This is a genomic window from Sporosarcina sp. P33, from assembly GCF_002077155.1.
Classification (GTDB): Bacteria; Bacillota; Bacilli; order Bacillales_A; family Planococcaceae; genus Sporosarcina.
Genome location: NZ_CP015027.1, coordinates 2,710,312 through 2,732,885, shown reverse-complemented (window position 1 = coordinate 2,732,885; position 22,574 = coordinate 2,710,312). Strand labels below are relative to the sequence as shown.

Annotated in this window: 18 protein-coding genes; 4 read left to right on the top strand and 14 right to left on the bottom strand. The window is 48.3% G+C overall.

What is annotated here, in order from left to right; translation table 11 throughout:
- Positions 1-38 precede the first annotated feature (38 nt).
- Together SporoP33_RS13305 and SporoP33_RS13300 are read left to right on the top strand one after the other, a co-directional pair.
- Complete coding sequence (locus SporoP33_RS13305) at positions 39-863, top strand: Cof-type HAD-IIB family hydrolase (RefSeq protein WP_081244168.1); 825 nt, start codon at positions 39-41, stop codon at positions 861-863.
- A gap of 12 nt (positions 864-875) precedes the next feature.
- Positions 876-1,733, top strand: coding sequence for a DegV family protein (locus SporoP33_RS13300; RefSeq protein ID WP_081244167.1), 858 nt, complete (start codon positions 876-878; stop codon positions 1,731-1,733).
- Positions 1,734-1,813: 80 nt separating this feature from the next.
- Here SporoP33_RS13300 and SporoP33_RS13295 read toward each other — a convergent pair whose 3' ends face one another.
- The 8 genes from SporoP33_RS13295 to SporoP33_RS13260 all read right to left on the bottom strand — a co-directional run bounded on the left by SporoP33_RS13295 (position 1,814) and on the right by SporoP33_RS13260 (position 15,588).
- The gene (locus tag SporoP33_RS13295) at positions 1,814-3,160 is read right to left on the bottom strand and encodes an alpha-amylase family glycosyl hydrolase (RefSeq protein WP_231293355.1); all 1,347 of its coding nucleotides are present in this window, start codon (positions 3,158-3,160) and stop codon (positions 1,814-1,816) included.
- Between the two features lie 182 nt (positions 3,161-3,342).
- The gene (locus SporoP33_RS16500) at positions 3,343-3,471 is read right to left on the bottom strand and encodes a hypothetical protein (protein WP_255363018.1); all 129 of its coding nucleotides are present in this window, start codon (positions 3,469-3,471) and stop codon (positions 3,343-3,345) included.
- Between the two features lie 34 nt (positions 3,472-3,505).
- On the bottom strand, positions 3,506-3,880 hold the full coding sequence (locus SporoP33_RS13290) for a YisL family protein (RefSeq protein ID WP_081244165.1): 375 nt from the start codon (positions 3,878-3,880) through the stop codon (positions 3,506-3,508).
- A gap of 91 nt (positions 3,881-3,971) precedes the next feature.
- Positions 3,972-4,868, bottom strand: coding sequence for a fumarylacetoacetate hydrolase family protein (locus SporoP33_RS13285; protein WP_081244869.1), 897 nt, complete (start codon positions 4,866-4,868; stop codon positions 3,972-3,974).
- 55 nt (positions 4,869-4,923) lie between these two features.
- Entirely contained in the window at positions 4,924-6,105 is a 1,182-nt protein-coding gene (locus tag SporoP33_RS13280; protein ID WP_231293354.1) for a DUF418 domain-containing protein, read from the bottom strand.
- A 2-nt stretch (positions 6,106-6,107) separates the two neighbouring features.
- Positions 6,108-9,809: a helicase-exonuclease AddAB subunit AddA gene (addA, locus tag SporoP33_RS13275; RefSeq protein ID WP_081244163.1), complete on the bottom strand. Its 3,702-nt coding sequence runs from the start codon at positions 9,807-9,809 to the stop codon at positions 6,108-6,110.
- On the bottom strand, positions 9,793-13,284 hold the full coding sequence (gene addB, locus SporoP33_RS13270; protein ID WP_081244162.1) for a helicase-exonuclease AddAB subunit AddB: 3,492 nt from the start codon (positions 13,282-13,284) through the stop codon (positions 9,793-9,795). Before addB ends, addA begins: the two co-directional genes overlap by 17 nt.
- A gap of 1,671 nt (positions 13,285-14,955) precedes the next feature.
- On the bottom strand, positions 14,956-15,588 hold the full coding sequence (locus SporoP33_RS13260; protein ID WP_081244160.1) for a TVP38/TMEM64 family protein: 633 nt from the start codon (positions 15,586-15,588) through the stop codon (positions 14,956-14,958).
- Between the two features lie 111 nt (positions 15,589-15,699).
- Between SporoP33_RS13260 and SporoP33_RS13255 the strand changes: the two genes are divergently transcribed.
- The gene (locus tag SporoP33_RS13255; protein ID WP_231293254.1) at positions 15,700-16,422 is read left to right on the top strand and encodes an AzlC family ABC transporter permease; all 723 of its coding nucleotides are present in this window, start codon (positions 15,700-15,702) and stop codon (positions 16,420-16,422) included.
- Positions 16,422-16,724 (top strand): AzlD domain-containing protein, encoded by a 303-nt coding sequence (locus SporoP33_RS13250; protein ID WP_081244158.1) that lies wholly within the window; start codon positions 16,422-16,424, stop codon positions 16,722-16,724. The genes SporoP33_RS13255 and SporoP33_RS13250 overlap by 1 nt, the downstream gene beginning before the upstream one ends.
- 110 nt (positions 16,725-16,834) lie before the next feature.
- Here the strand turns inward: SporoP33_RS13250 and SporoP33_RS13245 are convergent, their stop codons facing one another.
- From SporoP33_RS13245 to SporoP33_RS13220, 6 genes are all read right to left on the bottom strand, one after another.
- Positions 16,835-17,086, bottom strand: coding sequence for a CsbA family protein (locus tag SporoP33_RS13245; protein ID WP_081244157.1), 252 nt, complete (start codon positions 17,084-17,086; stop codon positions 16,835-16,837).
- 13 nt (positions 17,087-17,099) lie between these two features.
- The gene (locus tag SporoP33_RS13240; protein ID WP_081244156.1) at positions 17,100-18,272 is read right to left on the bottom strand and encodes a PDZ domain-containing protein; all 1,173 of its coding nucleotides are present in this window, start codon (positions 18,270-18,272) and stop codon (positions 17,100-17,102) included.
- Between the two features lie 178 nt (positions 18,273-18,450).
- Positions 18,451-19,848, bottom strand: a complete 1,398-nt coding sequence (locus SporoP33_RS13235) for a S41 family peptidase (protein ID WP_231293353.1) — start codon at positions 19,846-19,848, stop codon at positions 18,451-18,453.
- Positions 19,849-19,948: 100 nt separating this feature from the next.
- Complete coding sequence (locus SporoP33_RS13230) at positions 19,949-20,530, bottom strand: peroxiredoxin family protein (RefSeq protein ID WP_081244154.1); 582 nt, start codon at positions 20,528-20,530, stop codon at positions 19,949-19,951.
- A complete protein-coding gene (locus SporoP33_RS13225) occupies positions 20,527-21,183 on the bottom strand; it encodes a hypothetical protein (RefSeq protein WP_081244153.1) in 657 nt (218 codons plus the stop codon). Before SporoP33_RS13225 ends, SporoP33_RS13230 begins: the two co-directional genes overlap by 4 nt.
- Before the next feature lie 75 nt (positions 21,184-21,258).
- On the bottom strand, positions 21,259-22,563 hold the full coding sequence (locus tag SporoP33_RS13220) for a murein hydrolase activator EnvC family protein (protein ID WP_231293253.1): 1,305 nt from the start codon (positions 22,561-22,563) through the stop codon (positions 21,259-21,261).
- Positions 22,564-22,574: the final 11 nt, after the last annotated feature.

Here is a 22,574-nt window from a genome sequence, read left to right as displayed (position 1 = left end):
ATAACGAGAACTTATCAGTACCTATAGGAGAGGATTCAATGAAACCGCATTTAATCGTGTTGGATTTGGACGGAACTTTACTGACAGACGAGAAAGTCATTTCACCTAAAACTATGGAATCATTGCGCATAGCCGCTTCGCAAGGCCATCACGTGATGATTGCAACCGGGCGTCCGTACCGTGCCAGCGAGATCTATTACCGGCAGCTTGGATTGACGACACCTATTGTCAATTTTAACGGTGCATTCGTTCATCATCCGACTGACAGCTCGTGGAAGACGATTCATGAACCAATCGCTTTGCCGGTTGTCAATGAAGTCGTGGAAGCGATGCAGGACTTCCCCGTAAAAAATATTGTGGCGGAAGTGATGGATGACGTTTATGCCCAATATCATGATGAACGCTTTTTAGATATTTTAAACTTTGGCAATCCGCTCATTACAGCAGGAGATATCCGGGATTCGTTAAAAACAGATCCGACCAGCCTGCTGATTCAAGCGGATCAGCCGACAGTCGAACCGATTCGCCGGCACCTTGAAGATCTGCATGCGGAAGTTATCGATCACCGCCGCTGGGGAGCGCCGTTCCATATCGTGGAAATCGTTCGTCACGGCCTGAATAAAGCCGTTGGAATCGATGCCGTCTCGAAATGGATGAACGTGCCGAAAGAACGGATCATCGCGTTCGGCGACGAAGACAATGATTTGGAAATGATTGATTACGCAGGTACAGGGGTAGCTATGGGGAATGCGATCGACCGATTAAAATCGATTGCGGATGAAATTACCGATACGAATAATGAAGATGGAATTTCACGGATACTTGAAGAACGTTTGGCACTACAGAAAAACATCGTCGTATAAGGGGGAATAGGTATGAAAATTTTTGCAGACAGTGCCTGTGATTTACCGCTGGAATTTTTTAAAGAAAATGATGTGGAATTATTTCCGCTCAGTGTCCTTCTTGATGGCAAGGAATATGAAGACATCGTTGAAATTCATTCTAACGAAGTGTTTGATGCCATTCGCCAAGGACAGCAGCCAAAAACATCGCAGGCTTCACCTGATAAAATGATGCAAACTTGGAAAAGCCTCGCAGCATCCGGTGAAGACGGTCTTTATATTGCTTTCTCCTCCGAGCTGTCCGGAACGTATCAAACAGCTGTCATGACGAGTGATCAAGTAAGGGAGGAAAACCCTTCCATGAACTTGGCAATCATCAATTCACACTGCGCGTCCCTCGGTTACGGCCTGCTCGTTAAAGAAGCAGTGCGTCTGCGGGATGAAGGTCTCGGTGTGCAGGAAATCGAAGATAAAGTCCGCACAATGGCCTCACATATGGAACATTTATTCACAGTGGAAGATCTGGACTACCTCGCGAAAGGCGGACGTGTATCCAAAGCGAGTGCGTTCTTCGGCGGCCTGCTCAACATCAAGCCGCTGCTCCACGTAGAAGAGGGAAAACTTGTGCCGATAGAGAAGCATCGCGGACGCAAGAAAGTGCTTCGCCGCATGATTGAAATGATGGAAGAGCGCGGCAGCAACCTGCAGGAGCAAACGATTGCCATCAGCCACGGCGACGATTTAAAAACCGCCAAAGAATTTGAGGAAATGATCCAAGAAGTCGTCAAGCCAAAAGCCATTGAAATCCATCAAATCGGCTCCGTTATCGGCTCACATGCAGGCCCCGGAACGATAGCATTATTCTTCCTGAATCAAACAGAAAATGAATAAAACAGACAGTCTGCGCATGTGCAGACTGTCTGTTTTCATTTTCCTCGCGTTTTTTGTTCATGTATAATCAGGTGTTTCACTCACTGCCCCGCTTGCCCGGACTGTTTACCTTTGCGAATCACCATGTACAGGAACAGCAGGAACAGTACGACAACCATGATAGAAGCGATCAGATAAGGCGTATTGAAGCCTTTGTCGTCTTCAATGATATAAATTTCAGCAAGCTCACGATCAAGCACAATGTGATATTTATTGTCTTTTGTTTCTTTAATTAAATCCTGGCCAAGAACACCGCGGAGTTTTTTATTCTCTCCGATTTTTTCCGGGTCGATTTCTATACTTTGCACTTCTGATGTGTTGTTCAGCGCAATGATCCATTTTTCCTCATCCGATGTGCGTTCAAATACGACGAAGCCATCTTCATTGTGCAGGAATTTAAAATCTCCGTTGCGCAGCGTGTCGGAATCATTACGAAGCGTGTTGAGATCCCCGATCCACTCTTTCAGTTCCATGTCGGTCTTGAAGTTAAAGAACGGATGGGATTCAGGCGCTTCTTTTCCGTTGACGGCAATTTCAGTTGCATATGGCACTAACGGCACGCCAGGAAGCATGAATTGTGCCGCTGTTGCCACTTTCCAGCGTGTTGGAGGGAATTGGCGCAGCTCCACCATTTTATAAGTGAAGCGCGGCCCTGTCAGATCATCGAACTGAAGCAGCTTTCCTTCGCTGTCTTTGCTGATTTGATCCAATGAAGAGGAATCCGGATCTACTTGAACGAAAGATTCCTGCATTGCTGCACTTTCCTTTTCAGCAGGCGTGCTGTCAAATGATGCATCACTTGCTTCATTCGTAATTACATATAACCCTTCACGTGCTTCCTTCACTGCATTAATAACACCATTTAAAAAATCCGTGTCTGCCTGGCCAAGTTTCGTCAGACGAAGCCCGTTCAGTTCATAATCCGTAACAAATTGTACCGCATATTCCTTCAATTCGTTTTGAACAGCCGCATCCGTTACATCACCAGTGAAAGGGAAATCCGCCATGACTTTTAAATCATTGTCATGCGTTTCATCAATCAATGCCGTGAACTGTTCTGCTGTTCCGAAGTGCGGTTCGATCTCGTTATAATCGAGTACGTCATTTCCGTCATAGGAAGCGGTTTTGAAAACCGGACCGACCGAAATCATCGTAAAGTGCATGTCGAGCAAATGCTGAAGGCGGTTGCTGATTCCGGCAAAGTCTCCGCCATTAAAAGCGCTGGGATCTTTTGCATCCGCTTCGAAATCATTTTCCCCGAGACCATTGTTGAAACGGTCAACGAGCAAATCATAAATACTTTCATCACTGAATGTTCTGCCGGTATCCGCAAAAGCCGGTGTTGCTATAGATAGGGCAAGCATACATGCCGCCAATAGTCCAATCATTCGTTTCAATTTAGTAAATCCTCCTCACAAAACTCTTCTTTCAGTTTATCAAACGGCCGCAAACAGCGCCATTCTTTCTTTTGAAAACAGCTGGTACCGTATGTAAATGCGACAATCTTGTGAAAAAATGGCCGCTCGCGACAAATAAAAAAGCAGTAAGAGGGAAAACCCTCCACTGCTGCTCACTGATCATCTTCTGAAGAAAAGTCAGGATCATGCTGCCTGCGCGCACTGATCAAAACGGTGACGGCAAACAGCGCCATCAATAACAGGATTACAAGTAAAAATATCCACCCCGTTGATGCGGCCATTTGCTCATCCCCTTTTACATTCAATGTTTAGTTCTTACGCAAACCAGTTGAAGCCCACCGGCAGTTTGAAGCCAACAAATAATGTTGCCAGTAATGCGACGATGAAAAGAATCCACATAAGTCCTGTGTTTTTTCCTTTATTGCCGCGCACAAGCACCATTTCCATAAATCCGATAGTCAAAATACCGAGTACGAACTTAATTCCGTACAGCGCAGAATCAATCGTCATATGCTTGAAGAACAGCGCCGCCCCTGTAATGATGATCAGAACGTAGAACAGACGCAAAATCATATGTGTAACTGTTTTACCTTTTGATCCTGTTGCCATGCTGGCAGAAACTAAAAATAGTACAATTGCAACTACCCACGTAAAAATATGCATATGGGTTGTATCAGTTAAAAAGCCCAATATTGCCACCTCATTTTAGTATAGTCGTTTGATATTCTACCATATCTTTCAAACAACGACTATTCTATTGCTTATTTCATATTCCGGAAGATTATTCGAAACGGTTGACTAATGTGCCGATACCTTGCACAGATACCTTTACTGTATCGCCCTTTTTCAAATATGTCGGCGGCGTCATGCCTTTGCCTACCCCGGCAGGCGTACCTGTCAGAATCACATCGCCCGGCTCCAGCGTCACATACTTGGAAATTTCTGCAATCAAGTCATCGATTTTGAATATCATAGCCGATGTATTGCCGTTTTGACGCACTTCATCATTTACTTTTGTAACGACAGATAAATTTTGCGGGTTTGGAATTTCGTCTTTCGTCACTACATAAGGCCCCATCGGACAAGAGCCGTCTAAGCTTTTGCCTAAGAAGAACTGTCTGTGCTCCGTCTGGATATTGCGCGCTGTAATGTCATTGCCGATTGTATAACCGAAAACATAATCATACGCCAGCTGCTTAGGGATATTCTTGCCTGTTCTGCCGATGACGACAGCCAATTCCCCTTCGTAATCCAATGAATCCGTAACATCGCTGTGAACTGGAAGTGTTTGCTCATCTCCAGCAATAGCAGTTGGAGATTTTGTAAACAGCATCAGTTTTTCCGGTGCTTTTGATCCGAGCTCCTCCGCATGATCCAAATAGTTCTTGCCTACACATAATACGTTTTTCGGTGTGCGCGGGATTGGAGACAGCCACTCAATCGCTGTAAACGCATGCTTAAACTGCTCTGCATTTCCTTCAGCTTCTGTTTTCTCCACCAATTTACGAACCATCTCTACAAAATCCATTCCAAGAGATACAGCTTCAATCATTGTCTTAGGAAAATCAGTCTGCTCCAGTGCTTCTGCCATTGCAAGTACATCCCAAACAGCTTCCTCACGTTTCACTTTTGGTCCGAATAATGTCTGCCCTTCGTAACGGAATGACAATAGTTTCATTTGAATGCCCAACCCTTTCCATGTGAATTCACATACTCCTATGTTACGACAAAATCTATACTTTTTCCTCTTTATTGTCGAAATTCTTTCCGTAGGACAGCTTCCGCCATAAGGCTTCAAGCGGTCCCATGCGGAATTTCGACAGCCAGACCTGCGCTGCAATGAGCTGCGCCGCAAAAATACCGATGGCCAGCCACGTGCCGGTCACAATATCTACTTTACCATACAGACCGGCTCCGTATGAATAAAATATCAGCGTCGCAATAACCGACTGCATGATATACGTAGTAAACGCCATTCGGCCGACGGTTGCGAACGGCTTTGTGATGTACTTCAAAAATGGGACCTGAAACAGCAGTAAAAACAATGCCGCCCAGCCGACTGTCAGGACAGGTCCGCCAAATATCGACTGCACCAGCAGAACATTTTCAAATTTCGGCCCATCCCAGTTCGGAACGTTTTTCAGCACAAGCCCGACAGGAAGGAAAACGAACAGCACAACCAGCAGTTTCCCTTTATGGGCATACATCTTTTCGATCACCTTCCACTTGGAAAAGGCAGCCCCCATCATAATCAATGGCAAAATAATAAAACCAGAAGTCAACAAGCCGATAATTTCAAACATAAAAAATTCATTCAGACGAAAAGCAAAAATTTCTCCGAACGTTCCGTTTCCGTAAGCTGAAATCGCCAATTCAATTTGCTTCGTATCTGCGAACCCGTCCATCATGAAAGAACCGCTATTACTGCGCATCAGTACGGACAAGCCGTAGAGCAGCAGCGACGGCACGAAATAGATCAGGAGTGACAGAGCCAGCAGCCACTTTTTCGGTATCCGAACGACTGCGATCATGATGAATCCCATCAGAGCATACGTAACAAGAATATCCCCCGACCAGATCAGCACAGCATGCAGCACACCGAATAAGAGCAGAACTGTCATCCGCTTTGCCATGAAAGGACCGAACGCTGTATTCTGCTTTACTGATTTCTCATACTGCATATTGATGCCGTAGCCGAACAGCATCGCAAACAGCGGATAGAAACTTGCTTCGATAAATACATCAATAAAATGGAACATGGACTGCTCAGACGGTATGGTATACCACGAATACGGATCCATATACGCATACGGTGAATGGAAATGCAGCATATTCGCAATGAGAATCCCGAGTAATGCGATGCCCCTTAAGTAATCGAGTGCTTCCACCCGCTCTGTAAGTGGCGTAGGAGTCACCTTCAAACTAATTCCTCCTGTAAGCTAATAGTTTTTGCCTCGCTGAATAAATACAGGAGCATTTCTTTTATTTCAATCGACAGAATGGATTCCAGCACGTTCTTATACAGATTCAGCTGCGTGCCGTAACGGATTTGCATTTCATTGGCAATCGCCTTGTCAGAATAAAACTTACTGACGTCATCTGTTTTATAATCGACAAGCACCCACTCGCCGTCTTCATGGAATAAGCAGTCCGCAATCCCCTGCAGCAGCTGATACTCGCCTTCTGCAGCGCGGTGAGCATATGTGAACGGCATCTCACGCAGAACTTGGTCGGCCTGCTTCATCCGCTGACCGAGCGGCGTATGGAAAAACTCCGCAATTGCCTGCACGTCGATGGCTGCCGCTTCTTCTTTCGTCAGCAGCTCACGTGTTTCCAGCTGCCGGACAAATTGTGCGGCACTTTCCTGATTAAGTTCATTCTTCAAGTCAAGATGCTGCATGACCGTATGCATCGCCGTACCAATCTCAGCTTTTGTCAGCGAGCGCTGCTGTAAAAAGGAAGGGCGTGCATGAAGATTTGTCATGCGTTTTGCAGCATCCGTCTCCAGCTCTTCAAACGGATCGGCGTCTCCGCGTTCGAGCTCCAGCAATGCAATCCGTTTCAATTCGCTGACGGACTGTTTAGATGACATGCCGACCGCAGCCTCATGCGGATATTGCGCGTCAAAACGGCTGCGCACTACTTCCGTCAGTTCCGGATCCGCCACTGCCGCTTCCTGATCAACCGGCAGCCAGTCATCAAATCCGGTCTCCTCTGTGCTGCGGAACGCGGAAAATGGATACGCGTTGACTTCCCACTTCGATGCATCATCCATCAGTTCCCCGCCCGCTGTCTTGCCGAACTTCATGAAGTCGATATGGCGCGCAACTGCGGGACCGATCCAGTCAAGATAACCGGCCGCCCTTGAACGTTTATATTCAGGCAGCGGCTCTGATTCATCAAGCAGCTGTGCTTCCTGCCACTGCGTGATCGTTTTTTCAATATCTTTGACCGATGCGATCAGCTCCAGATGCTCTTTAGCTCGCGTCATGGCCACGTAGAGCACCCGCATCTCTTCTGCACGCATCTCGAGCTCTTTCTTCTCTTTGATCGCGAGGAACGGCAAAGAGGTGAACATGATTCGCTTGTCAGGATCAATCGCTTTGACAGCCAGGCCGAAGTGCTGATCGAACAGATACGGATTATGGAAGTCCATCTTATTGAAAGGACGCCCCATGCCGGCTAAAAATACATACGGGAACTCAAGCCCTTTGGACGAGTGGATCGTCATGATGCGAACGACGTTTTCCTTTTCGCTCATAAAACGCGCTTCTCCGAGATCATCACCGCGTTTACGCATGCGGTCGATGAAACGAAGGAAGCGGAACAGACCGCGGAATGAAGTTTTTTCATACATCATTGCCCGGTCATGCAGCGCACGCAAATTCGCCTGTCGCTGTTTGCCGTTTGGCAGAATTCCGACCATTTCGTAGTAATACGTATCTTGATACACTTGCCAAATTAATTCTGACAGCGATCCGTGCCGGGCCATATTGCGCCAGTCTTCCAGGAGCAGGAAAAAACGCTGCAGTTTTTCCTGTGCAGCAGAATGAATGCCGGCGCCGCCTGTCTGCATAAATGTCTGCACTGCCTCGTAAAACGATACATTCCGGTTTACCAGACGGATCTGCGCAAGTTCATTTTCCGTTAGACCGACAAACGGTGCCCGCAGAACGGAAACGAGCGGAATATCCTGATACGGATTATCAATCACCCGCAAAGTATTCAGCATGATCATCACTTCAATGGCGTCAAAATAGCCGGACGATAATTCCACATAGACAGGAATGCCCGCCGCTTTCAGTTCATCCGCAATTTCTCCCGACCATGTCATCGAACGCATGAGAATGACGATATCGCGGTACTCAAGCGGACGCTGCTTTCCGCTGAAGGCATCTGACACCTGTGCCTGACTGTCTTTCCACGCGTTGATTTTCTGCGCAATGGCACGTGCCTCCACTTGGGATTTCTTCAGCTCCTGCTGCGCTTCCTGCTCTTCCGACAGATCTTCTTCCTCTTCATTTTCATAAAGTATCGTCAGTCCTGCCGCCACTTCTTTTTCAGGATATTGCGCGCCGTACTTCAGCGCCGCCGCTTCGTCATATTCAATTTCACCGACGCGTGTCCCCATGATTTGCCTGAAAATGAAGTTCGTTGCGTCGAGCACTTCCTTGCGGCTCCGGAAATTGGCGTTTAAATCGATTTTCAGCCCCTGCTGCTGCACATCTTCTGTAAATCGGCCATACTTGCCTAAAAAGAGCCCCGGTTCTGCGAGACGGAAGCGATAGATCGACTGCTTAACATCCCCAACCATAAACAAATTCCCGTCCGCTTCACCGCCCTGCTTGATTAGCTGCAAAATTGCTTCCTGCAAGAAGTTCGTGTCCTGGTACTCATCGACAAGCACTTCCGCAAAGCGGTTCCGGTAGTCAATCGCAATATCAGAAGGTGCGAGTTCCCCTTCTTTAGATAAAATCTGCAGCGCATAATGCTCCAAATCAGAGAAATCCACTAAACCGCGCTCTTCCTTTACCTTTTGATAACGCACGGCAAAATCTTCGACAAGTCCGACCAGCGTATGCATGAGCGGTGCCATCAGGCGGATTTCTTCCAGCAGCCTGGCAGGTGTTCTCGTAAAATACGTATCTTTTAATGCATTGACGATTTTCTTCACCTGATCGCGCATCGCTTTGCCGCGTGCCGCCAGTTCTTCATCACAAGTGTCTTTCTTAATCGTGCCCGCTTTCACCCATTTCAGCGTCTGGAAATACGTAAAAGCCTCTTCCCATGTGCCGTGAAGCATATGATGAAGCGCCCCGTCAATCCAGGCTTCATCCGCTTTAGCGGTCTCCTGCAGCGGCAGCGGCCCTTCATTCATTTCCGCCACCCGCTGGAGATCCCGCGTAACCGTTTTCGCTTCTTCGAGCGTATGACGGATCGAAAGTTTCAGTGAATCAATAAATGACAGACCGTCAATTGTCGCATCGTCTCCAATTTCATACTGCTGAGGAATGAGTGCCAGCCACTGCGAAGGATTCGGGTGCACGCGTGAATAGTCATAGAGCTTGTCTATCAGTGTTTCAATTGCCTGGTCGTTCCGGTCCGCCGTAAAACTGTCGCTCAGACGATAAATTGCCTCTGGATCTGCCTGGCTGTATGCGTCCTCAAGCACGAGTGCAATCGTATCGTCACGCAGAATCGATGCTTCTGTTGCATCGGCAATCCGGAATCCAGGATCAATATCAAGCACATACGAGTATTGCCGCACGACTTGCAGGCAGAACGAGTGCAAAGAAGAAATTTGTGCTTTATTCAGCAGATTCAACTGTCTGCGCAAATGAACAGAAGACGGATCATTAATGATCGCTTCTTCAAGTGCACTGGCCATCCGGTGGCGCATCTCTGCAGCGGCCGCATTTGTAAATGTGACAACGAGCAGCTGATCGACATCGATCGGATTTTCCGTATTCAATACTTTTTCTATCATCCGCGTAATAAGGACTTTTGTTTTCCCCGAACCTGCAGCCGCAGACACGAGGATATCTTTGCCGGACGCATGGATCGCCCTCCATTGGTCGTCCGTGAACGTCTCATGCGGCGGCTTATCTGGAATTCGCATCTGGATCTATCTCCTTCCGCATCTTTTCTAATGATTCTTCGGGCTTGAACGCCGTATAATTCCGCGTCGGCTGTGTCGGATCCGTCTTGTCGAACTGACAGATGGACTGATACGAACAGAACGTACATGGCATATGTTCTTTCAGCCGGTACGGATATACGCGCGTATCGCCTGACAGCATTCCGTCGCCCGCCTGCTGATGCCTTTTCCGGACAAATGAACGCATCATATTAATATCTTCAGGCGGCACTACTTTCGACGTCGAATAAAACGTCCCGTCTTTTTTCAGGCGCGCCGGAATAATAAGTGACTCACTTTCCAGTCTGTCGTCCATGCCAAGCGCCACTTCAGCGTCTTCAATAATATAGCCTTGCATTTTATAGGATTTAAGCAATTCTTTTTCCACCGCTTCTTCGGTCAGCTCTTTCGTCATGCGCAGCATCGGATTGTGCACATACATATACAGCACCCCTGCCGGATTCGCATACACACCGAGCCAGTCTTCCGCATGCTCAAGCGCAACATCGAGATAAGTCAGCATTTGCAGCGACAAACCGTAATACACTTCCGTCAAATCGAGCGCCCGTGCTGAAGATTTATAATCCACTACACGCAGAAACGTCTGATCATCTTTTTTCATTGTGTCAATGCGGTCAATTCGTCCTCTAATATGCATATGCCGGCCGTTTTTCAAATTAATTTCAAGCGGCGCGATTTCTTCATTCGGACCAAACCCTGCTTCAATCGCAATCGGCGTAAATCTTGAATTGCGCGCCTGTGACTGCAGTGCGCGGATCGTCCGCTGAATAATTTGCATCAATTTTCTTTGGATATATGCATAGCGCTGGCTCGACAGTAAAATACGGTGGAAAAACTTCGGCGCTAATGCATCAATCGCATCCCGGCCCAGCTGCCAGCACTGTTCTTTCGTCAGCGCAGCCCAGGAAAGCCCCTGGCGCATCACTTCATCAGACACCCATTTCAGCGCCGCGTGGAATAAATCCCCGATATCCGGGGCTTCCAGCTGAAATTCAAAACGCTCCTGCAAGCCAAGCCCGTATGTCGTGAAATGCTGGAACGGACAGCTGTAATACGATTCGATCCGCGATACACTCGTTGTAAACGAAGAACCATATAAACCGGCTGTCAATTCCGGCTCCAGCAGCTCTGTTTTCTGGCGTTTTAAAGCAGGCTGCACAATCGACTGGATAATCGATGACCAGAGCGGATCTTCAGTATAATATGCAAGGACCGCCTGCCATTCAGGTTCGATTTCCTCATGGGCAGAAGCTTCACGCATCATGCGGATCGCGTAAGACAGCGCCACTTCCGGGTGCTCAATATACGTCAGCTTATCTTCAACTTCTGACAGTTCGGTCGGCTCAATAACTGCTGTTTCAAGCGGTATATTCGATACAATCTGCTGCAGCCTCGGAATGTAAAGCGACGGTATGAGCGCCTTTCCCTCTTCGTCCGCAACCGGATAACTGACTGTCAGCCGCTGACTCGCTCCTGTGAACGCACGGTACGCCATAAACGATTCGCGCATAAGCTGAAGCTTGGTAGTCGGTGCCAGCGTAATGCCAAGTTCACTGAATAATTCCCGGTCACCGTCTGATAATAATCCTTCGTGATCATTGCGGAGAGGCAGTACCCCTTCATTCGCACCGAGCACAAACACGGCCTCCACGTCCATGGAATTAAACAGCTCCACTGTCGTCACGGTCACTTGGTCGAGTGACGGCGGAATGAGTTTAAATTCCAGCGTATCGAATCCTTCATCGAGAATTTTGATCGATTCCGCAATCGGAAGTTCCTTGTCTCCAAACATCAGCACAAACTGATCGAGCACATTGATCCAGCTGGTCCATGCCTGTTCGTGCTCTGCAGCCGCCTGCAGCCGGTTATTCATATGTTCCGCCTGCTGCAGCTCAATGATTTTATCGTAGACGTTCAATGATTCCAGCGTGACAAACAATGCCTCCGCGACATCCCGCCCGGTCACCGCCGCTTTCAGTTTCTGCTGCAGTTCCATCAGCGGCGTGCGGATCAAATCCCGGGTCTCCGCAAACTCCGCCTGTATCGCGAGCTCTTCATCGGTCTGCACAGTGCGAACCTTTTCCAGTCCCCGGTAACGGCTGACTTTCCAGCGTTCTTCATCGTTCCAGCGTGAAGTGCCGTGAATTCCTTTTGCCAGCACAAAATTCTCCAGGCGGTCAGCCCGTTCCCTCCACACTTGTTTGCTTTCATTGGCAGGGAAAAAGAGATCCGTCTTTACTGCACGAAACACCGCTTCATACGACCAGTCCGTGCGCACCGCCTCCAGCAATGAACGAACGAATTCGATGAGCGGATGATGCAGCATCGGTTTTTTCTGACTGATGAAAACAGGGATATCATATTGCGTAAAAATATTTTGAATCAATTCGTCATACGCATCTGGCTGCCGGTACAATACCGTCATTCCCCGGTAGCGCTTGCCTTCACGCATCATTTTCCGAATCGACCGCGCCACCGCATGCACTTCCGCCCGCCGGTTCGTCGCTTCAATCAGATGAATAGCGCCCGTCGCTTCACACGCTTCGGGCGGGTAACGATCGAACTGTTCTTCCAGATGTGCAAGTTCCTGGTTCGCAAAGCGCTGCGGTTCCGTCAGATGAACCCGTTCCTCGCGCTCAACAGTTTCACTGTATGCGAGCTGCTGCAGCGTTTCGTATTGCTGTTCTGCTGTATGGAACAGTTCATGCTCTCCGCTGTGGAGCTTTTCTTCCATCGGCAGCACAACCGTGACACGTTTCGTATATTTCATTAATTGTGTAATGATGTTGTATTCCTGTGTCGTAAAGTCTCCGAAACCGTCAATATAGATTGATGCATCCTGCAGCCACTCCGTATGCGGCAACTGTTCAGCAAGGGCGTTGAGCTGCCCTTCGCTGTCCATATAGGTCGTTCCAAGACGTTCTTCAATTTTCTCAAGCAGCAGCTGCAGGTCATGCGCTTTGTCCTGCAAAATTCTCGATGCATCTTTGGCTGCCAGCGAGCCGGTCAGTTCGGCAAACGCCTGCCGGTCGATGCAGTATTTGCTGAATTCTTTCATGATGTCGCTGACTTGCTCGGCGAATCCATGTTTAGAGGCCGCCTGCTTAAACAGTTTGAACGAGTCTTTGTTTTCTTCGAGCACGCTGCGCACGAGCATGCGGTAGCCGAAGCTGTCGACTTCTTCCCGCGTGATGCCGCCCACTTCCTGCAGCACGCGCCACGCAAGGCGTTTGAACGTCAGCACTTGCGCACGGATCATCCCGGACAGTCCGCGTGTGACGGACAGGCTGTATTCCATCGAGTATGACTGCTGGTCGGGCACGATGATTACGATAGGAGGCCCCATCGGCCGCTCCTTCAGCTCTTCTGCAATTTCCTGTTCAATAAAAGTCGTCTTCCCTGTACCGGAGCGACCTGTAACAAAACGCAACGACATAGCTCTCTCCCCTTTCATGGGCAATGGATGATAGTTATATAGTAAGTAGCACAGAATTGGTACGTCATTATAATAAGTGAAGTGAAACGGCATTGGACTCACTGCGCGCTGGCGGATGGCTTCGCGATGAGCCGACCGCTTGTATGGCGTCTTCGTTCGGTGAGTGGGAGCTACTTTGGCTTCTGATTTTTGAAATGTGACGGGCAAGTGCTGTGCAGATGGTTTTCTGCTTTTTGTATCGAAAATGGAATACACCAGTTGCCGTCATTGTGATAAGAGAAGCAAAACATCCTTGGACCCACTGCGGCGCTGGCGGATGGCTACGCAATGAGCCAGACAGGGAAGAGCATCCTGTCAGTCTCATCACTTCGCCGACCGCTTGGAAGGCGCCTCCGTTTAGTTAGGGGGGAAGCAGAATATGACACTTCTTTTGCCAGAGCATACACTAATCGTCCAATAGTCACTGCACTTCTTCTCCTTTAAAAAAGTGCTGGGATTGCTCCCACTCAGCAGCGCAGGCACAACTGCGGGGTCGGCCGAAGTCATGAGACAACTGGCGCGCACTATCGCCAGCTGGCTCATGACGTAAGGCAATCCCCCACGTGCCTGCGCGGGTCCTAAAAGCGGACACCTTCTAACTTCAATCCCCAATATCAAATCGAGCAACGATTCTAATCCCAGTGCCAGAACGGCATTGAACTCACTGCGGTGCTGGCGGATGGCTTCCGCAATGAGCCAGACAGGAAGTGCGCCTGGCTGTCTCATCGCTACGCCTACCGCTTGTAAGGCGCCTCCGTTTAGTTAGAGGGAAGCAGAATATGACACTTCTTTTGCCAAAGCATACGCCAGTCGACTACCAGTCACTGCACTTCTTCTCATTTAAAAGAGTACATGAATAGCTTCCACTCAGCAGCGCAGGCACAACTGCGGGGTCGGCCGAAGTCATGAGACAACTGGCACGCACTTCGCCAGCTGGCTCATGACAAAAGGCAATCCCCCACGTGCCGGCGCGGGTCCGAAGAGAGGACACTTGCTAACTTCAATCCTCAATAAACAGTCGAGCAACGATTCCAACAACAGAGCCAGAACGGCATTGAACTCACTGCGGCGCTGGCGGATGGCTACGCAATGAGCCAGACAGGGAAGAGCATCCTGTCAGTCTCATCACTTCGCCGACCGCTTGGAAGGCGCCTCCGTTCAGTTAGGGGGAAGCAGAATATGACACTTCTTTTGCCAGAGCATACACTAATCGTCCAATAGTCACTGCACTTCTTCTCCTTTAAAAAAGTGCTGGGATTGCTCCCACTCAGCAGCGCAGGCACAACTGCGGGGTCGGCCGAAGTCATGAGACAACTGGCACGCTCTTCGCCAGCTGGCTCATGACGTAAGGCAATCCCCCACGTGCCGGCGCGGGTCCTAAGAGTGGACACTCCCTAACTCCAATCCCCAACAACCAATCGAGCAACGCCCCAACACAAATCCCCTTTATATAAACAACAATTTAAACAAGCAAATTTATATGACTGACAGCAGAAATCCAGCCCATTGACCCGCCTGGAATATGGATCAACGTGCCTTCCCGCTCTCCCTCACTTCTATCACCAAGCACAAAAATCCTGCCCTCTTTCTTCCATTGTACCGAAAGAAAAGAGAGACAGGAAACGTTAACCTTTATTCTTTTTCGTCCTGCTTATACAAACTCGAAAAACTTCTGAAGTCATCCTCAACCCTCCGCGCAAGCCGCCGCTCGAACCACTTGCCCACCAGCCACAGCAGGAAAATAACTACAAACATAATCAGCGTCCGGATCGGCTGCGTCAACAGCGCACGCACATCATAACCGATAAACGTAATCATCATGATCATCACCAGCTTACCGAGCATCAGCGCAAACAAATAATTCTTCCTGTTCATCTTCGACAAGCCCGCCACCAGATTGACCAGCGCAGAAGGGGTAAACGGAAAACAGATCAGGATGAACAGCGGGCCGAAGCCGTTGCGCTCTACCCAATGAATCAGCTGCTGCACTTTCTTCGGACGGGTCAGGAAAGAGAAGAACTTATTGCCGCCGTACTTGCGGATCAGCAGAAATACGACATACGAACCTGCAACCGTCCCTGCCCAGGACAGGATAAAACCGTACCAGAATCCGAACGCGATGGCGTTGGCGATTACGAATACGACCAACGGCAAAAACGGCAGGAAAGCTTCTATAAATGGCGGCAGCAGCCCCATTAAGAAACCAAGAGCTTCGTACTGCTCTGCCAAATCCTCTACTTTATCAATTGATAACCATTCATTCATCGCCAACACCCTCATCGGTTTTTTTAGTCAGTTTTTGTTTGTTCTGCTGTGGATTTTGTCCGGTTATAGTATACTAGCATTCAGATTCGTTAAAGAAGGATGGGCTGCTTAGTGAATACAACGTTTTCTCATGGTCTGAAGGCAGGATCGAGTATCGCGATCGGTTACTTCCCTGTCGCGCTGACGTTCGGCCTTCTTGCCAAAACAACCGGATTGTCTATAATCGAAGCGACTGCAATGAGCCTGTTCGTGTATGCAGGAGCTGCGCAGTATATGGCGCTCAGTCTCATTGCGACCGGCGTTGCGCCCTGGCTTATTGTCATGAATACGTTTATCGTCAATATCCGGCATTTTCTCATGACCGCTTCATTAAGCGAAAAAGTGGAGCCGGCACCAAAATGGATGAAAGCCATCTATGCATTCGGTGTGACAGATGAAACATTTTCTGTTCTCGCAACGCAGAAGAACCGCACCGTGACGACCGCATTTGCATTTGGTGTCGCCTTCATCGCGTACGGCAGCTGGGTGATTTTCACCGCAGTCGGCCACGTTATTGGAGCGAATTTGCCGCATTTCCTGCAAAAAGCGATGTCCGTTGCGCTGTATGCGATGTTTATCGGGCTTCTTGTGCCTTCGATGAAAGGCAACCGCAAAGTCGTGCTGCTTGCTTTGATTGCCGCGGCGATTCATTGCGCATTATATTATTCCAATGCTTTATCTACGGGATGGTCGATTCTGGCTGCCACACTCGGTTCCGCCATCTTCGTTGAAATCCTGTATGTAAAGAGTGATAAAAATGCAGACCGATTTATTGCACAGAAGGAGGAATACTGATGGGTGCTTCTTATTGGTGGATGCTGCTCGGCATGGCCGTTGCTACGTACCTGCCGCGAATGATTCCATTGACGATTCTCGACGGAAAAGAGCTGCCGCCGATTGTCAGCGGCGTATTGCGCAATATTCCGTTTGCAGTGCTTGGCGCGCTTATATTCCCCGCCATCTTACATATCCAGGATGACATCCTATTTGGCGTCATTGGCGCTGTAACAGCTTTTGCTTTGTCATTCATCGGACTCGACGTCATGTTTGTGGTCATCGGTACGATTGCGGCACTCGCCGTGTACAGTTTATTTTAACTATGTATTATTACTATTCCCCTGAGCTGCCTTCGTTAAAACAGCCAACTGCTTTTTGATACAGAAAAGCGGTTTTCAAAGCATATATGCTCTTTGAAAACCGCTCTTTTTTACTCCTCAGCCTGATTCAGCCGCGCATTTTTCACCATGCGCGCTGCAAACCAGAAACCTGCAGTAAGTGAGACAGCATCCGCCACATAGAGCATCCAGTTATGGGTGTATCCCGCATAGACGGACGCCGCAATGAGCGACACTGTCAAAATTAACCCGACCACGTGATGAAATGTCACACGGGTGAAAAATACGACCAAAATTCCTGGCAGCAACATCGCAAGCAACAGTTTCGTATCGAAATCTTGCATAGTGTCCTCCCTTTTACCGCACAACCAGCATGCCCAGACGGAAGTGATCGTGACGGAACAGCACTTGCTGCTTCAGACGAACTTCCCCGTCGCGGCCGATTACTTGCAAACGGCAGTGTGCGGCATTCACTTGAACTGCATCATACAATTCATCTTCATTGTGAATCGAGATGCCGTTCACCGACTTGATCAAATCACCGGCTACAATACCCATCTTCTCTGCCGGCGAATCCGGCAGCACCGCTACGACAAAGACACCTTCAGACTGCGGCACGAGCATCACCTGTTTATTGCGGTCAGATGCCGAAATAACTGCGCTGATCAGCAAGCGGCAAACAACGCCCGCTAGCAAAGCCGCCCAACCGAGAACTGGCATCCAGATCGCGCCAATTCCAATCGCCGCTACAGCAGCGCCAAGCCAGGCAATCGCCTTCCCCATTTTAGGAAACAGTTCATCCGGGAATGTAGAACGCACCAGCTGTGAGAATCCGATCACTAACGGAATCGGAATAAATGAAAATTTCTCCGCGCCCAGCGTAAATTGCGGCCAGTATGGAGCAAACTCTGAAACCATATGTCCCGGGACCAGCAATACAACCGGCACAATCCACAGCAGTTTTGACTGATAGATCGTACCGCGCCCGCCGCGCTGAGTCTGTACGAATAACGGAGACGTATGACGTGCCGCATGACGGCGAACGAGCATGCCTTCCGTGATCAGAAACAGACCTGCAATAATCGGCACCGTTATAGCCAGGGTGCCGGAAAAGTCCAGATCTTCCTGTACAAACCATGTGCCGATCGAAACGTCTCCTGCCCAGCGATTCAATGCCCAAAGCGCAAAAAATGCAATGGCTGCATAATAAATCGGTGAAGCCAATTTATAAGAGAATGAGAGAATGACGAGCAGCATAACGACAGATAACATCACAATCCAGTTGAAGTCGACGATCAATCCGATACCGGCAATCAAAATCGACAGCACCAGTCCGTGCAGCCAGCCCGCTGAAATCGCATGTTTCATCTCAGCTGAACCTTTTCGTATGCTTACATTAAAGTCTGTCCGCTCGCGGCTTACCCGTTTACTGCCGAGCATATAGGCAGCCACTAAAGCAACCAGCCAGACGGGGTTCAGAAAAAAGTAAAGTAATGCATCTTTCAAATTCAGTAATAGTTCGCTAGACATCTTCTGTCACCTTTCTCGCTTGTCCTTACAGCTCTTTTCTTTATTGTACAAAAAAAGAAGGAAAATAGCGAGAGTGTTGTGAAGGAAGTTCCAATTAAAGCTACAAAACTCCCGGCAAAAAAAGAGGCTGCCCTGCAGAAAGTCGTGTTGCCTGGACTTTTTCGGACAGCTTCCACTATTATTTTGCTAATTCATTCACCAGATAATCGACCGCCATGCGTAATTGCTTATCGTTTTTCTCTTCCGCACGGTATTCTTCCGCGGCAGTTTTCAGCGCAGTAAAGAATTCACGGTCCATATCATAACCTTCTTTAATTTCGCGGTCAATACGGAATGCATGTACCGCATCTGCTGTGTCACTGTCGAAGTATCCGTCAGTCCGTCCGGGTTTATGGCCGAGAGCTTTAAGCATACGCTGCGCATAGGCAACTTCTTCTGTAAAGTGACCTTCCTTCAAAGTTTCTGTCACCATTTGCAGATGCTCTGTAAATAACGGATGCTGTTTCACTTCAATATCTGCCTCTACACCTTTTCCGTGGATCCACTTTTCTTTCGGTGTCAGCCATTTATTCGTCGACAGCTTCAATTCACCGCCGTTAGATAATTCCATCGTCTCCTGGACAGTTCCTTTTCCAAAACTTGTCGTCCCGATGATGGCTCCCCGTTTCAGATCTTTGATCGCTGCACTCAAGACTTCACTCGCCGATGCACTGCCGACATCTTGTACAACGACAATCGGAATATGCTTCAACCGTTCATTGAATGAAAGTTCCTCGTTCTTTTCAGTGACTACAGGTGATAAGTTGCCGGCAGCATCCTGCATAACTACAAATGCACGGTCTTCTTCCAGTAAGCTGCTTGAGATTTCGGATACCGCTTTTAAGTAGCCGCCCGGATTCCCTCGCACATCGATAATAATTGCCTGTGCTCCTTTTTTGATCACGTCCGACGTTGCTTTCTGCCATTCTTTCGCTGTCTCTTCTCCGAACATGCTGAGTGCTATGTATCCGAGCTTAGCACCACGTTCTTTAATCAGATCATGTGCAACCGACTGAACCGGCATATGATCGCGCATTATTGCGTACTCCATATGTTTATCCGCTTCCGGCCGGAAAATTGTCAATTTCACTTCAGTTCCTTTTTTCCCGCGAATCAAATTCACCACATCACGAAGAGTTTCCCCTTCTAATCTTTCTCCGTTCACACGCACAATTTCATCATACGGCTGCAATCCTGCTTTCTCGGCCGGTCCGCCTTTAATTGGCGCCACGATAATATACTTGCCGTTCGTCCGCGTCACTTCCGCTCCGATGCCGACACGCGACCCCGCCAGCGATTCACGGTGGGACTCCGCTTCCTGCTCTGTCAGATAGGTCGAGTACGGATCACCGATCGTATCGGTCATGCCGCGCAATGCCCCTTCGATCAGCTCGTCCTTTTTGACCGGGTAAACGGCCCTCTCCTGAATCTTTTCAAACACCTCATCCACCACGGGCAAATTACTGACCGACTGTGGCTGTGCAGAGTCTTTCTTGCCGCAGCCGTTCAGCCATACAATGCCGATCAGCAGTAACATGCCCACTAAAAAAAGCCTGCTCCTTCGCATTCATAACCTCCTCCTCCCTTCACTATATGAAGGGAGACAAGAAGTTACGACACTAGAACAGACTCTTTTTTCAGTCCATGGAATCGACTAAATCATGCAAGGCTTTTTCATCGAGCGGGCCGATAATCTTTTGCGCAATGCGGCCTTCCGTATCGATCATGAACGTTGTCGGCATAGAAAACACGCCATACAGCTGTGTGACTTTAGCTGTTTCGTCCAGCGGAATCGGGAAGCTTAAATGATATGAATCCACAAACTTTTTGACTTCATTGACACCGAGCTTCTCTGATTCCGTGACGTTCACCGCAATCAGTTCCACTTGATCTTCATCCGTCAATTTTGAATAAAACTTCTGCATATGCGGCATTTCTGCTTTGCATGGCGGACACCATGTCGCCCAGAAATTCAAAATGACTTTTTTTCCTTTCAGCGCGGAAAGTGTAACCGTTTCACCTGCAAGTGTTTCGAGCGTAAATTCTGGTGCCGGTGAATATTGCTCCAGTCCTTCTTCTCCCGGCGTCGCTTCGTCATCCACTTTTATAATCTGCGTCGGCGAAGGATCCGGCTTCCCCGCCATGTTTTGCACCATGATGAAGATCAGCGTACCGACGAGCAAAGCCGTAATAATATACCCAAGCGTTTTCTTACTCACTCTACCTCTTCCCTTCTGCTATCAGATTGTGCGGAAACCCGTTCTGTTCCCCACATCAGCAAGCCGATGAAACCTGTCGTAATAAGTGCATTATGTACCAAGGGACCCGGCTGAAATGAAGATACCAAAAGATGAAGCGCTATGAAAATAACAGACAGTTCACTGACCGTATTCACAGCTTTTCGTTCACTCCATACCGCCAGCATCAATACGCCGAGAAATAAAATAACCGTACCGCTCTTCACTGCCAGACTTCCTTGATTCAGCACCGCCATCATTATCTGATAGATTACTTGCCAGGTGATCAGCGCAAGCAACAGCGTCCATTGATCGATACGCTTCCACTTTTCCTGATATGCCTGCTTGAGAGTCAATAAAGCCGCGACAGTTAATCCGAGAATCCAGCCGAATGTGCCTCCGTGAAAGTAAAGGAGTGACAGAGGATGCCGGATCACCATCGAAAAATCCGTCAAAATTACGGACAGCTTCCAAGTCATTACAACATAGAAGAATATATTTCCGATCCGCTCACTGTATATTTTACCAAAACACAGGCGAATGAAAAGATAGGTCACAATGAAACCTGCGGCGACCGCAATCCACGAAGACGGCATCGTGATGGAACCGATGGGGTAATACTGCGTGACCGGCATCGTCATCCCCTCCCTATTATCACTGAAAAAACATGAAAACCTGCCGTCTCAGGCAGGTTTTCTTTTCATGCTATATTAAAAAGATACATAATGCAACGGGTTGACTGCGCTCGGACCTGTGGCGGAAAAGTTTCCTACATGCACTTCAAAATGAAGATGCGGACCTGTAGATAAACCTGTCGAACCGACCGCTCCAATCGACTGGCCTTTATCGACAGTCGTTCCTGAGCTTGTGCCAATTGAAGATAGGTGTGCATAAACAGTCGTTAAAATCTTGCCTTTTACGGAGTGAGTAATCATTACTACATTTCCAAAGCCTTCCATGCTGCCCGCGTACGATACGACACCGTCAGCTGCGGATACAACCGGTGTGCCTGTTGGTGCGCTAAAATCTATTCCACGGTGCTGCTTCTTCACTTTCGTTATCGGGTGAATCCGCCAGCCAAACCCTGAACTCAATGTGCCGCTGGTTGGCTTTGTCCATGTTCCGCTCGAAACTGCCGGAATTTCACCGGAGTAAGCTGCTGAACCGCCCTGTGCTGCCGCTTGTTTCTGCTGCAAGCGCAGCTTTTTCGCCTGTTCTTTCCTTGCCACTTCAGCTAAACGCTCCTGCTCAGCAACGATTTTCTGTTCCAGCTCCTTGCTGAATTCCACAGTATTACTGTATTCTTCTTCCAGCTGGCCTTTTTCACTGGAAAGTTTTTCCTGACTCTTTTCCAATTCGTTAACGACATCTCGTTTTTCAAGTTTCTTTTCCAGTAACTCATCTTTCATAGCCTGGATTTTTTGCCGGCGTTCTTCTTGTTCAGCCAATTTCTGCTCAACCAGCTTCTTTTCCTCTTCCAGTTGTGCCATATCTTCTTCCTGCTGCTGAATAATTTTCCTGTCCGCATCCATCAGAGTCGTTACTGCCGAGAAGCGGTCGATGAAATCCGCAAAGCTGTTTGCGCCAAGAAGCACGTCCAAATAGCTGACTTTACTTCCTTTGACTTGCATGACCTTGACACGTTCACGCAATACTTGATCACGCTGTTCAATACGAATCTCCAGCTCTTTAATAGAAGCCTGAAGCTCATCAATCTCTAATTTGGTCTTATTCATCTCTTCGATGATGCGATCCATATTTTGATTGGTTTCTTCAATTTTGTCGTTCAGCTTTTTGATTTGACTGATCAGCACATCGACTTGCGACTGCTTCTCCTGTATTTGTATTTCTTTTTTCTGAATAGTAGAATCTAAATTTTTCTTTTTTGTTTCTGCTGCCTTTTTCTCATTCTGCAGATCTTTCAGAGACTCTGCGAATACATCTGTACTGCCGACCGTTGCGGTAAGCAGACAAGCAGCGAGGACACTTGATATCATTCGATGTTTCTTTCTCAAAACCCAGTTCT

Bases quoted from the DNA above. Each gene is read 5' to 3' on its own strand.
- addA (WP_081244163.1), bottom strand. From the start codon at position 9,809: ATGCGAATTCCAGATAAGCCGCCGCATGAGACGTTCACGGACGACCAA.
- SporoP33_RS13285 (WP_081244869.1), bottom strand. From the start codon at position 4,868: ATGAAACTATTGTCATTCCGTTACGAAGGGCAGACATTATTCGGACCA.
- SporoP33_RS13235 (WP_231293353.1), bottom strand. From the start codon at position 19,848: ATGTTACTGCTGATCGGCATTGTATGGCTGAACGGCTGCGGCAAGAAA.
- SporoP33_RS13245 (WP_081244157.1), bottom strand. From the start codon at position 17,086: ATGCAAGATTTCGATACGAAACTGTTGCTTGCGATGTTGCTGCCAGGA.
- SporoP33_RS13225 (WP_081244153.1), bottom strand. From the start codon at position 21,183: ATGCCGGTCACGCAGTATTACCCCATCGGTTCCATCACGATGCCGTCT.
- SporoP33_RS13250 (WP_081244158.1), top strand. From the start codon at position 16,422: ATGGGTGCTTCTTATTGGTGGATGCTGCTCGGCATGGCCGTTGCTACG.
- SporoP33_RS13300 (WP_081244167.1), top strand. From the start codon at position 876: ATGAAAATTTTTGCAGACAGTGCCTGTGATTTACCGCTGGAATTTTTT.
- addB (WP_081244162.1), bottom strand. From the start codon at position 13,284: ATGTCGTTGCGTTTTGTTACAGGTCGCTCCGGTACAGGGAAGACGACT.
- SporoP33_RS13305 (WP_081244168.1), top strand. From the start codon at position 39: ATGAAACCGCATTTAATCGTGTTGGATTTGGACGGAACTTTACTGACA.
- SporoP33_RS13260 (WP_081244160.1), bottom strand. From the start codon at position 15,588: ATGAATGAATGGTTATCAATTGATAAAGTAGAGGATTTGGCAGAGCAG.
- SporoP33_RS13240 (WP_081244156.1), bottom strand. From the start codon at position 18,272: ATGTCTAGCGAACTATTACTGAATTTGAAAGATGCATTACTTTACTTT.
- SporoP33_RS16500 (WP_255363018.1), bottom strand. From the start codon at position 3,471: ATGGCCGCATCAACGGGGTGGATATTTTTACTTGTAATCCTGTTATTG.
- SporoP33_RS13295 (WP_231293355.1), bottom strand. From the start codon at position 3,160: ATGATTGGACTATTGGCGGCATGTATGCTTGCCCTATCTATAGCAACA.